Source organism: Marinobacterium nitratireducens (genome assembly GCF_014645375.1).
Lineage (GTDB): Bacteria > Pseudomonadota > Gammaproteobacteria > Pseudomonadales > Balneatricaceae > Marinobacterium_A > Marinobacterium_A nitratireducens.
On the sequence record NZ_BMLT01000014.1, the window covers coordinates 88,704 to 100,419 of the forward strand.

The 11,716-nt window shown below is 66.3% G+C and carries 8 protein-coding genes; 5 read left to right on the forward strand and 3 right to left on the reverse strand.

The window, feature by feature from the left end; all coding sequences use genetic code 11:
* Positions 1-87 precede the first annotated feature (87 nt).
* Positions 88-981 (forward strand): LysR family transcriptional regulator, encoded by an 894-nt coding sequence (locus IEX85_RS21155; protein WP_188862620.1) that lies wholly within the window; start codon positions 88-90, stop codon positions 979-981.
* A gap of 83 nt (positions 982-1,064) precedes the next feature.
* On the opposite strand, the gene IEX85_RS21160 is transcribed toward IEX85_RS21155, so the two are convergent.
* Positions 1,065-1,259 carry a hypothetical protein gene (locus tag IEX85_RS21160; protein WP_188862621.1) on the reverse strand — a complete coding sequence of 65 codons (195 nt, stop codon included), beginning with the start codon at positions 1,257-1,259 and terminating at the stop codon, positions 1,065-1,067.
* 18 nt (positions 1,260-1,277) lie between these two features.
* Between IEX85_RS21160 and IEX85_RS21165 the strand changes: the two genes are divergently transcribed.
* The 4 genes from IEX85_RS21165 (at position 1,278) to IEX85_RS21180 (ending at position 5,651) form a co-directional block, all read left to right on the forward strand.
* On the forward strand, positions 1,278-2,987 hold the full coding sequence (locus tag IEX85_RS21165) for a hypothetical protein (protein WP_188862622.1): 1,710 nt from the start codon (positions 1,278-1,280) through the stop codon (positions 2,985-2,987).
* A gap of 10 nt (positions 2,988-2,997) precedes the next feature.
* Positions 2,998-3,747 carry a DUF3726 domain-containing protein gene (locus tag IEX85_RS21170; protein ID WP_188862623.1) on the forward strand — a complete coding sequence of 250 codons (750 nt, stop codon included), beginning with the start codon at positions 2,998-3,000 and terminating at the stop codon, positions 3,745-3,747.
* A gap of 243 nt (positions 3,748-3,990) precedes the next feature.
* Positions 3,991-5,295 (forward strand): sulfite oxidase, encoded by a 1,305-nt coding sequence (locus tag IEX85_RS21175; protein WP_188862624.1) that lies wholly within the window; start codon positions 3,991-3,993, stop codon positions 5,293-5,295.
* 11 nt (positions 5,296-5,306) lie between these two features.
* The gene (locus IEX85_RS21180; RefSeq protein WP_188862625.1) at positions 5,307-5,651 is read left to right on the forward strand and encodes a hypothetical protein; all 345 of its coding nucleotides are present in this window, start codon (positions 5,307-5,309) and stop codon (positions 5,649-5,651) included.
* 95 nt (positions 5,652-5,746) lie between these two features.
* Here IEX85_RS21180 and glsB read toward each other — a convergent pair whose 3' ends face one another.
* Positions 5,747-6,691 carry a glutaminase B gene (glsB, locus tag IEX85_RS21185; RefSeq protein ID WP_308425677.1) on the reverse strand — a complete coding sequence of 315 codons (945 nt, stop codon included), beginning with the start codon at positions 6,689-6,691 and terminating at the stop codon, positions 5,747-5,749.
* Complete coding sequence (locus IEX85_RS21190; protein WP_188862626.1) at positions 6,691-11,472, reverse strand: NAD-glutamate dehydrogenase; 4,782 nt, start codon at positions 11,470-11,472, stop codon at positions 6,691-6,693. The genes glsB and IEX85_RS21190 overlap by 1 nt, the downstream gene beginning before the upstream one ends.
* Positions 11,473-11,716: the final 244 nt, after the last annotated feature.

An 11,716-nucleotide genomic window follows, 5' to 3' on the forward strand; every position in this document is an offset into this window, starting at 1 on the left:
CCTCCTGAAGCTGGTGGAATCATCATAGGCACCATGATTTAATAACAAAAGTTAATAAAAAATATCACTTGATAAGAGGTTCTTATCATGCTGCCGGAATTCAAGATCGCCCAGTTGCGGCACTTCGTCTGGGTCGCAGAGCTCAAGGGTTTTCACGCCGCTGCCGAGAAGGCTCACCGCACGCAGCCGGCGATCTCGCTGTCGATCCGCGACCTGGAAACCAAGCTCGGCGAAGCGCTGTTCGAAAAGCGCAACGCCAAAACGGCCAAGACCGATCTGACCCCGTTCGGCCAGCTGTTCCTGCCCAAGGCACGGGAACTGATCGCGCATCACGACCGCATCGCCGAGGACATGACACTGCTGTCTGAGCACAAGAAAGGCCATCTGCGCCTGGCCTCGGTGCCGTCGATCGCAAGCCGGGTGCTGCCGGAGCTGCTGCTGCGTTTCGTGGCCGACAGTCCCGACCTGCATATCAGCTTTTTCGACGACAACTCAGCTGCCGTGCTGCGGATGGTGGAGAACGAACAGGTGGACTTCGGCATCGCCAGCCTGTTTCACGAGGAGGAACACAGCGACAAGTCCTTCATCCCGATCTGGGAAGACCAGGTCGGGGTGGTCTGCCCCCAGGATCACCCGCTGGCGGACAAAGCGGGCGTGCACTGGAAAGAGCTGCGCCAGCACCGCCTGATCAGCAATGGCACCTCGGCATTGCTGGAGGACAGCGAGGCTCGTCCACTGCTCGGTCACTCCCAGTTCTATATTTCCAACATGATCTCGCTGATCGCGATGCTGGAGGCAGGCTTCGGCATCACCACCCTGCCCTGGTACGCCTTCCCGAAGGAGAGCAGCACCCTGAGCTTCGTGCCGCTGACCAACCCGACCATCCTGCGCCATACCGGCATCGTAAAGCTGGGCAACAAGTCGCTGACGCCGCCGGCGCAGGCGCTGGTCGACTTCATCCTCGCCAACAGCGCGCAATAGCACCTCCGGGTCGGCCCCTCGCATCGGCCGGCCTGGAGAGTTAGAAAAAGTAATTCGCAAGGCATCTTGATAAGCCCCGCTTATCAAACGATAGAACCTTTTGATTTGCTGCGCGTCGCCGCAATCGCCGATGATGGTCTTAACGTCGAAGCCCCGAAAAGAGTGGCGCCGGCAATAATAACGATACCCGAAACCCGCCAGGGATGCGCAGCAAGGCGTTTCGGCACATCTATGCTGTCGCCGGCCAACGGCCGGTCGTTGAAATCGATGTGAATCAAACCTGCGAGGACACCCCAATGACGACGCCAGCAGCCATTAACGCCTCCCTGCGGGGCGACAATGCCCTGCCGCTGCGCCCGGCCAGCCAGGTCATGCAGCTCGAGCGCCTCGGCGCCATGCACCAGAGCCGGCTGAGTTTCATGCGTATCCTGATCCGCCGCATCATGCGCGAGCGCTGGCAGATCGACCCGGCCCGCTTCGAGCTCGACGACCAGGGCTACGGCACCCTGGTCTACGAGATCCGCACACCCCACGACCTGTTCAGCTTCGTGCTGTTCTCCGACTACCTGTCGCCGGAGGAGCGCAACGACCGCGTTATCGCCACCAAATGGGACCTGACGATGGCCCTGGTCGCAGGCAGCGTCGAGCCTGAACAGCTCGCGGAACTGCGCCGGAACGTGCCGGTACAGGAAGCCGGGCGGCTCGATGCCCGGGTGCTGGTGCTGTCCCGTGCCAACCGCAGCGCGCGCAACTTCGATACCGTCGTCGGGCTGCTGGCCGCCGGCCGCCAGCCCGACGTGGCCCAGATCGCCCGGGTCGGCTACCTCTATCGCACCACCGCCGTCTACGGCAGCGGCAAGCTCGGCATGGCCGACTGGGAGAAAGTCAGCACTCGCTATCCGGACTTCGCCCGCCCCTTCTCGGCCGAGATGTTCGTCTGCTGGATGCTGCGTAACTTCAGCCTGCTGCAGGCCGAGCATATCGCCCGCCACCGCGCGCCCGAGACCTTCCGGCCGATGGAGACGGAGATCAAGCGCTACTTCGGCATCGGCAACTCTACCGGCCTCGGCATGGCGCCCTATCTGATCAACCATCCGCAGCTGATCAACCGCTGGGTCGAGATGCGCGAACTGGCGCTGGCACGGGTGCGCACCCTGGGTCAGCTCGACGACCGCAGACGCCTCGAACTGCGCGAACTGATCGACCGCTGTAGCTCGCATATGCAGGAAACGGTCACCGAAGACGAGTGGCAGACCGACAACAACCGCCAGGTGCTGAAGGATCTCGACGCGCTGCACGACAGGGTCACCGAGCATCTCGAGTCCTGGGACCAGTTGCTGCGCTGGAGCGAAGACAACTGCACGCTGCAGGGGCAGGAGCTGCTGGTGTCGATCCTGCTGGAGCTCTATCCGGAGCTGGTCGAGGACCTCGAGGACTATATGAGCGCCGACGAATACCTCGACCTCGATCCGCTGATGCCGGTATGCGAGCTGCAGCGGGTGATCGAGCAGCGCTACGCCTGGGCGCTGCAGGTCGACTTCGGCAAGGACGGCGCCCGCGAAACCTTCTGGTACCGCTCGGAGGAGAAGATGGAGCCGCGCCTGGGCAGCGCCTCCTGCGACGATGGACGGGAGAAGCAGATGGCCCTCGGCGTCGCCTATGCGGTGCGCAAGTGCTACGACCAACTGTGCGAGTACGTGCGACAGCACCCGAGGCATACCACCGCCCGCTTCATGGTCGCGCGCCCCAAGCTGCGCGGTATCGTGCGCCGAATCCAGAGCATGAACCGCTGCGTCTACGGCGACATCCAGGCCAACCTGCTGGACCGGGACGTGCTGCCAATGCACCTGCTGCGGGCGAAACTGGCGTTTTTCGGCGTCAGCAAGTTCGATCCGCGCTCGCGCCTCTGGGTACGCAACACCATGTTCCAGGGCGCGCCGCTGATGGAAGAGATCGGCCGGACCTTTAACGACGACTGGTTTATGCCGCTGGCCCCGCAGCGCTGAGGAGAGTCCCATGCACGTATCGATGAACGAACTCAAGGCCGCGCTGCGCCGCTGCTTCGAGGCCACCGGCTACTTCGTCGGCAACTACGAGGATGCCGGCAACATGATCCTGTGGCTGGAAAAGCACGGCCTCGACGGCCTCGGCGAGCTGCGTCGCGCCCTGCCGTACATCAACCTCGACAGCGACAAGCCGTTGAGCACCGTAGTCTACGAGGACAGCACCTCGGCGATTATCGACAGCAATGGCCGCAGCGCCCTCAACTGTATCGCCGCTGCCGTCGACCTGGCCCATGCCAAGGCGCTGGAGAGCAGCCTTGCGACCGTCACGGTGCACAACTGCCACAACCGCAAGTTCGTGCTCAAGGCCCTGACCGACTGCGGCCGGCGCGGTATCAGCGTTGTCGCCTACTGGCAGAACGGCAGCCGGACCGTAACCGAGCATACCGCCGCGATCAGGGCCGGCGAACGTTACCCGAGCTACAGCGAGGCAACCACCAGCCTCGGTGGCGAGCCGGACGAGCGCCAGACCCTGACCATCATCTGCAGCTCCCGCGTCGACCTGACCAGCTCGCTGCAACACTCCAGCGGCAACCGCAATGCACGCCATGTCAGCCCGCAGCAGCTGGCGCTGAACAAGGAGCACAGCGTCGATCACGGTATCGAGATCGACCCGGACCTCTGGGACGAGATCAACCGCATCGGCACCGGCATCCTGGTCGAGAATACCGAGCGCTCCCGCCAGGGCGCCGGCGGCCGCTGACGAGCACCAGGCCCCAGGGCCTCGCCGCCCCTCGATGCAGGGGCGGCATTTTTGCTCCTGCAATTTTCGTTTTCGCTACCGGAACTCGACGCCTGGTTGCGTGCGGCTGACCGTCTATACTTTCCGCGATATGGCGCAGCCGCGCATGTCGCCGGGTGCCCCCGAAGAGCACCGGCTCTTTGCGCTGTGTCCGACCAGCGCCTGACACCCGGTCCGATTCATCTCTGTTTCGGGAGCGAATGAATGAAGAATAAGAAGATCGGCATCCACAGGCTCTATCAGCAGGACCCGCAACGCGCCGACTGGGAAGTATTCGGCCGGCGGGCACATCCCAGTACCCGGCGTGGCTTTATCAGCGGACTCGGCCGCATGTCGGCTCTGGTCGGCGGTGCCATCGTGTTTCACCGTTTCATGCCGGAAGGACTGATACCGGCCGCTCTGGCAGAAACCGCCTCCCCCTTCCAGATTCCCGGCAAGGACGGGCTTACGGTACTCAATGACCGGCCGCTCAACGCCGAAACCCCGGCGCACCTGCTCAACGACGACATTACCCCGGCCGAGCGGCTCTTCATCCGCAACAACGGCGCGACGCCCACCGATATCGATCTCGCGGCCTGGACGCTGGCGATCGGCGGCGAGTCGGTCAGGGAGGCCAAGAGCTATACCCTGGACGAGCTCAAGCAGCGCTTCACCGCCGTCGACCTGCAACTGACGCTCGAGTGCGGCGGCAATGGACGCGCCGGCTTCTACCCCCCGGCCAGCGGCAACCAGTGGACCTACGGCGCCGTCGGCTGCCCGCAGTGGAACGGCATCCGGCTGCGCGACGTACTGGAAGACTGCGGTATCAAGGACGACGCCGTCTACATTGGCTACTACGGCGCCGACACCCACCTCAGCGGCGACCCGAACAAGGACACCATCTCCCGTGGCGTGCCCATGGCCAAGGCGCTGGAAGACGAATCGATGATCGCCTGGGGTCTCAACGGCCAGCCGCTGCCGCTGGAAAACGGCTACCCGCTGCGACTCGTGATTGGCGGCTGGCCCGGTTCCACCTCGGGCAAATGGCTGAATCGCATCGTCATCCGCAATCAGGTGCACGACGGCACCAAGATGACAGGACACTCCTATCGCGTGCCCTGCGAGCCCGTGGCCCCCGGCACCGAGGTGCCGGCGGAGGGCATGTGCATCATCGAGTCGATGCCGGTGAAGTCGCTGATCACCTCGCCCCGTTCCGGGGTTCAGCACAGCCTGGGCGAGAAGCTGAAGCTCCATGGCCACGCCTGGGCCGGCGACCGCTCGGTGAAGGAGCTGCATATCTCCATCGACTTCGGCCAGACCTGGCAGACGGCGACCCTGCAGCCTGCGGCGAACCGCCTGGCGTGGCAGAACTGGGACCACGAGGTGGAATTCCCGCAGCCCGGCTACTACGAAGTCTGGGCGCGGGCGGTGGACGACTTGGGCGTCTCCCAGCCGATGGTGCTGCCGGGCTGGAACCCGCGTGGCTACCTCAACAACTCAGCCCACCGCATCGCGGTGACGGTTGCCTGAGGCAATCGCTCATGACTCGATACCGCACCCTGCTGGGAGTCGTGCTGCTGCTGTCCGCCATACCGGTGGCGGCCAAGGAGGCCGCGGTCGATCCGGCCAGCGGCCTGAAAATAGCGCCGGGCTGGGAAAAGGTCCGTGGCCACTGCACCGCCTGCCATTCGTCGAAACTGATCATCCAGAACCATCACAGCCGCGAGCGCTGGGAATCGCTCATTCGCTGGATGCAGGAGACCCAGGGTCTCTGGGACCTCGGCGCCGACGAAGCGGTGGTGCTGGACTATCTGGCAGCACAGTACGGCACTCCGGCAGCGCCACCCGGCGGTATGATGCGCCGGGCACCGCTGATGCCACAGTGATCCGCCGCGCCTGCTGTGCAGCGTCGGGCCGCTCGATGGAAGCCGGCAAGCAACGCGGCACCGGCCATGCCGACGCCGCGCACCACTGATCAACGTCAGGCGGCGCAACCGGCCAGCTCGTTCGACAGCAGCTCCAGCGCATACTGGGCGGCCACCGAGTTGCCGCTGGCATCCAGCAACGGCGACCAGGCGCAGACCGAGAGCCTGCCCGGCACGACGGCGACGATGCCGCCGCCGACCCCGCTCTTGGCCGGCAGTCCGACGCGGTAGGCGAAGTCGCCGGCCGCGTCATACATGCCGCAGGTGATGAGAATCGAGTTGATCTTGCGCGCCAGCGCCGGCGTGACGAACGCCTCGTCGGCGCAGCGGGCGTAGCCGGCCGAGGCGAGGAAGTTCAGCGCCTTCGCCAGATCGACGCAGCTCATGCCCAGCGAGCAGCAGGCGAAGTAGGCGTAGAGGACATCGTCGACCTCGTTGGCGATATTGCCGAACGACTTCATCAGATAGGCCATGGCCGCATTGCGCGAGCGGTGCTGCCACTCCGATTCCAGCACCCGCCGGTCGATCAGGATCGACGGATTGCCGGACAGCCGGCGCGCCACGTCCTGGATGTGCTGCGCCGGCGTCGCGAAGGCACTCACCAGGTGGTCGGCGACGACGATGGCGCCGGCATTGATGAACGGATTGCGCGGCTTGCCCTGCTCCGCCTCGAGCTGGCTCAGCGAATTGAACGGCATCCCCGACGGATTCAGCCCGACCCGGTCCCAGAGGTCGCCGCCGCCGGCGCGCAGCGCCAGCGTAAGCAGGAACACCTTGGAAATGCTCTGTATCGAAAAGGCCTCCTGGGCATCGCCCGCGGCATAGACCCGGCCGTCGTTGGTGCAGACCGCGATGCCGAAGCGGTTCGGGTCCTGCTCGGCGAGCGCCGGTATGTAATCCGCCAGCCTGCCGGTCCCGAGTCGGCTGCGTGCCCGATGGGCAATCTCCTCCACCCGCTGCTGCATCCCGTCACTGTCCATCGCCGCAATGCAGGCGGGCATCAGCCCGCCCCCTTCAGGCTGCGCTGGGCCAGCTGGCCGAGCTCGCGCAGCGCCACCGAAAAGACCGCGCACTCGGCCTGGGCGGCGCTGCGCAGCTCTGTCAGCATCTGCTGCCAGCGCTCGAGCGCCGCCGCATGCCGGGCCAGCCAGTGCTCCACCGGACTGCCGCCGCCATCCGCCGGCGCCAGACCCAGCACGCTCAGGGTCAGGGCCTGCTGCTGGCTGTCGAGCTCGTCCCGGTAGCCGTCCCGCGCCTGTACCTCCCAGTGGCTGCCGGCCGCCAGCGCCTTCACCTGCTGATCGAACCAGTGCAGCTCCAGCCGCTCGCCGAGGCCGTAATAGATGTCGGCGACCCGCTCCACCGGTACGCCTGCCTGTTCCGCGACCTCGACGACCGCCAGCGCCGAGTAGAGGCAGTCGGCGCCGGCGATCAGGCCGGCCAGGGAGGCCGGCACGGCGCTTTCGCACAGGACGTCATGGCGCCGCTGCCAGGCCTGCAGCCGTTCACCGCTGAGGCGTTCTGACAGCGACGCGCCGAGTGCCGCTATGCCGTCGCGATAGCGCGCCAGCACCCGTGCCGGATCGCGCAGCTGTTCAGGCTGGCGCAGCAGGCGCCGGCTGGCGCGGGCCACCAGTCGCTGCAGGTCGGTCATCATCTCCAGCTGCAGCGCGGCATCGACCCGGTTGTCGAGCGCCTCGATCTGTCGCCACAGCTGCGGCACCTCGAAGAGATCGCGGGCGATGACGTAGGCGACGACGACATCCGCAAGCCCCGCACCGGCCGCCTGCTGCAGCCGCTGCGCGAAGACCGGCCCCATCGTATTGACCAGGTCGTTGGCCAGCTGGGTGGCGACGATTTCCGGCCGCAGCCGATGCCGGTACAGCGGTTCCGGGAAAGCCTTGCAGAGCCGCGCCGGGAAGGCGGTCTCGAGCGCCGGCAGCAGGCAGTCGTCGGTGACGACCGGCGAGCGCACCAGCGCTTCCTTCAGCTCGGCACGGGCGTAGGCCATCAGCACCGCCAGTTCCGGTCGCGTCAGCGCCTGGCCGCGGGCCCGGCGCTCGGCGAAGGCGGCATCGTCGGGCAGCCCCTCCAGCATCCGGTCGAGACGCCCCGCTGCCTCCAGCCGCCGGATCAGGCGCAGATAGTCGTCAGGCGCCCGACGCGCGTGGGCTTCGGCCAGGCTCAGCGCCTGCACCTGGCGATAGTTGTTGCGCAACACCAGGGTCGCGACCTCGTCGGTCATCTCCTGCAACAGGCGGTTGCGCTGTTTCAGCGTCATTTCGCCGCCGGCCACCAGCTCGTTGAGCAGGATCTTGATGTTGACCTCGTGGTCGGAGCAGTCGACGCCGCCGGCGTTGTCGATGAAGTCGGTATTGCAGGCACCGCCGTGCTGCGCGAACTCGACCCTCGCCAGCTGGGTGAATCCGAGGTTGCCCCCCTCGCCTAGCGCCTGGCAGCGCAACTCCCGGGCATCGATGCGCAGGCCATCGTTGGCCTTGTCGCCGACGTCGGCATGGCTCTCGTGGCTGGCCTTGACGTAGGTGCCGATACCGCCGTTCCAGATCAGGTCGACCGGGGCGCGCAGCAGCGCGCTGATCAGCTCGGCCGGCGCCAGCCGCTCGGCCGCGATGTCGAAACGCTGGCGCATCTGCGGCGAAACCGCGATCCACTTGGCCTGGCGGGAAAAGACGCCACCGCCGGCCGAGATCAGTGCGGCGTCATAGTCGGCCCAGGAGGAACGCGGCAGCCGGAACAGCCGCTCCCGTTCGGCAAAGCTCGCCGCCGCATCGGGGGCGGGATCGATGAAGATGTGCTGGTGGTTGAAGGCCGCGACGAGGCGGATGTGCCGTGACAGCAGCATGCCGTTGCCGAAGACGTCACCGGCCATGTCGCCGATGCCGATCACCCTGAAGTCCTGGTGCTGGACGTCGAGGCTGCGCTCGCCGAAGTGGCGTTTGACCGACTCCCAGGCACCGCGGGCGGTGATACCCATCTTCTTGTGGTCATAGCCCTGGCTGCCGCCGGAGGCGAAGGCATCGCCGAGCCAGAAGCCGTAGTCGGCGGCGATGGCGTTGGCGATATCGGAGAAGGTGGCGGTGCCCTTGTCGGCCGCCACCACCAGGTAGGGATCGTCGTCATCGCGGCGCACGACCCCGGCGGGCGGCACCACTTCGCCGCCGACCAGGTTGTCCGTCAGATCCAGCAGGCCGCTGATGAAGATCCGGTAGCAGGCCACGCCTTCGGCCTGCATCTCGTCGCGATTGCCATCCGTGGGCATCTGCTTGGCGACGAAGCAGCCCTTGGCGCCGACCGGCACGATCACTGCGTTCTTGACCTGCTGCGCTTTCACCAGACCAAGCACTTCGGTGCGATAGTCCTCCTGCCGGTCGGACCAGCGCAGACCGCCACGGGCAACCTTGCCGCCGCGCAGGTGCACGCCCTCGATACGGGGGGAGTAGACGAAGATCTCGTAGCGCGGCCGCGGCAGCGGCACCCCGGGTATCGCGCGCGGATCGAACTTGAAGGCGAAATAGCCCTTCGGCTGGCCGTCACGGCCGGGCTGAAAATAGTTGCTGCGCAGGGTCGCGCGGATCAACGTCAGATAACGGCGCAGTATCTTGTCGTCGTCGAGGCTCTCGACGCGCTCCAGCGACTCGAGGATGCCCTGCTCCAGACGCTCGACCAGCGCCCCGGCCTTGTCGCTGTCCTGCCGGGCCGGATCCAGGCGGGCGCGGAGCAGCGCCACCAGTTGACGCACGACCTGGGGATGCCGGCAGAGGGCATCGGCGATGTACGTCTGGCTGAAGTCGAAGCGCAGCTGCTTGCCGTAGCGGCCATAGGCCCGCAACAGCGCCACTTCCCGCCAGGGCAGGCGCGCCGCCAGCACCAGCCGGTTGAAGGCGTCGTTCTCGGCTTCGCCGTGCCAGAGACGCAGGAAGGCTTCCTGCACGATGGCCTTGATCGCCTCCAGTTCCACCCGTTCGCCGGCACGGGGCCTGAGCGTGAAGTCGTGCAGCCACAGGCGGCGGCCGTCCCGGCTGCGGATCGGATAGGGATGTTCGCCGAGGACCTGAAAGCCCAGCTGTTCGAGGATCGGCAGCACCTCGGACAGCACCAGCGGTGCCTCGGCGCGGTACAGCTTGCAGCGCAACAGCTCCGATACCGGCTCCAGCCCCCGGTAGAAACTCATCGCCACCGGCTGCTCGTCGCTCAGGCCATCGAGGTGCTGGATGTCGATCACGGCGTTGCGGGGGCCGAAGTGCTCGCGGTAGGCCGACGGGAAGGCGTGGCCGAACTGCTGATTGAGGCGGTTACCGCTCTCTTCGCCACAGCTTTCCAGCAGCGCCTTGCGCAGTTCGTCGTGCCAGACCCGCGATGCCTCGACCACCGCCGCCTCGATAGAGGCCTCGTCGATTGCGGTCCCGGCCTGCGGCGCCACGCGAACAACGAAATGCACCCGCGCCAGTATCGAGTCGCTGAAGCGGGTGCTGAACTCGATCTCCTGCGCTTCGAGCCGCTCGGCCAGCACCTGCTGGATCCTCTCCCGCAGAGCGCTGTTGAACAGGTCCCGCGGCACGTAATAGAGACAGGAATAGAAGCGGTCGCAGGCATCCCGGCGCATCAGCAGCCGTACCCGGTACCGCTCCTGCAGATCGAAGACGCCCATCGCGACGCGGTGCAGCGCCGAGGGCCCGGCGAGGAACAGTTCCTCGCGCGGCAGCCCCTCGAGCACCTCGAGCAGGGCCTTGCGGCTATGGCCGTCGTGGCTGAAGCCGGCACGCTCGAGCACGCTTTCGACCTTGCGCCGAATCAGCGGGATCTGCTGTACCGACTGCCTGTACACCGGGGCGGTGTAGAGGCCCAGAACACGGCACTCGCCGACGACCTGGCCCGCCTCGTCGCAGTGGCGAATGCCGATCACATCCAGATAGGCGGGGCGATGCACCCGGGAGCGCTGCCCGGCGCGGGCGAACGTCAGCAGCGTCGAGGCCTGAGCCGATACCGGCGGCAGCCCCTGCGGCCGCCCGCCGATACCGAGAGCCCGCTCGGGCAGCGGCTGCATGTCGCCGGTGGCCGAAGCGCTGGATTCCTCGATGCCGAGCAAGATGAAATGGCCGTCCAGCAGCCAGTCGATGAAGGCCTGCGCTTCCCCGGACCCGGCCCCGTGCAGCTGGCCGCGCAGCTCGGCGATGCGCACCTGCATCGCTCCGACGTCGCCGACCGCCGCCTGCACATCCGTCAGCACATCCAGAATCCCCTGCTGCAGCGCCTTCAGCATCTCGGGATCGGACTGGCGGTCGATTTCGAGGTGGATCAGGGACTCGCGCCGGCCGGACTCGCCGTCCTGAGGCTGCAGCGTCTGAAGCCGCCCGTCGCGACGGCTCACGCCCAGTACCGTATTGCAGATCCGGTGGATGGCCAGCTCCCGCCGGTTCAGTTCCATCCGAATCGAGTCGACCAGGAAGGGGGAGTCCTGCTGCAGCACTTCGATGACGGTGTGGCGACTTTGCCAGCCGTGCTGTTCCTGGTCGGGATTGAACACCCGCACCCTGGGCTTGCGGCTGTCGTACTGCTGCACGAACTGCCAGGCCGACAGTGCGATCCCCTGCAGATCCTCGACGGCGCACGACAGCATTTCCTCGGCCGGCACCACCTGGAAGAGCTGGCGCGCGAAGGCATTGATCCGGGCGACCTCCTGTTCCGGGAAACCGGTATCCAGCGACTCGACGACACGGGCCAGAAGTTGTTCTTTGTTATTGGGGAGACCTGAATCGGGCATGATGCACCTGTGGGGTTCCTGTTTGATATCGAAGTGGTAAGTGGTGAATGGTCAGAAGACGCCACCGACGACAGGTGACGGACTCGAAGCCCGCCACCCGCCGCCAGCGGCGGGTGCTCGATACGTTCAGCCGGCGCCAGGAACGGGCGCGGCCGCGGCCTGCCGGGCCCGCTCGAGGTCCTCGGGCTCGATCTCCCAGGCGGCCGGGTCGACGTTCATGTCGGCAAAGCGGGCGGCGTCGAAG

Excerpts from the sequence above, each read along its gene's own strand:
- IEX85_RS21155 (WP_188862620.1), top strand. The coding sequence starts at position 88 with ATGCTGCCGGAATTCAAGATCGCCCAGTTGCGGCACTTCGTCTGGGTC.
- IEX85_RS21165 (WP_188862622.1), top strand. The coding sequence starts at position 1,278 with ATGACGACGCCAGCAGCCATTAACGCCTCCCTGCGGGGCGACAATGCC.
- IEX85_RS21170 (WP_188862623.1), top strand. The coding sequence starts at position 2,998 with ATGCACGTATCGATGAACGAACTCAAGGCCGCGCTGCGCCGCTGCTTC.
- IEX85_RS21175 (WP_188862624.1), top strand. The coding sequence starts at position 3,991 with ATGAAGAATAAGAAGATCGGCATCCACAGGCTCTATCAGCAGGACCCG.
- IEX85_RS21180 (WP_188862625.1), top strand. The coding sequence starts at position 5,307 with ATGACTCGATACCGCACCCTGCTGGGAGTCGTGCTGCTGCTGTCCGCC.
- glsB (WP_308425677.1), bottom strand. The coding sequence starts at position 6,691 with ATGCCCGCCTGCATTGCGGCGATGGACAGTGACGGGATGCAGCAGCGG.
- IEX85_RS21190 (WP_188862626.1), bottom strand. The coding sequence starts at position 11,472 with ATGCCCGATTCAGGTCTCCCCAATAACAAAGAACAACTTCTGGCCCGT.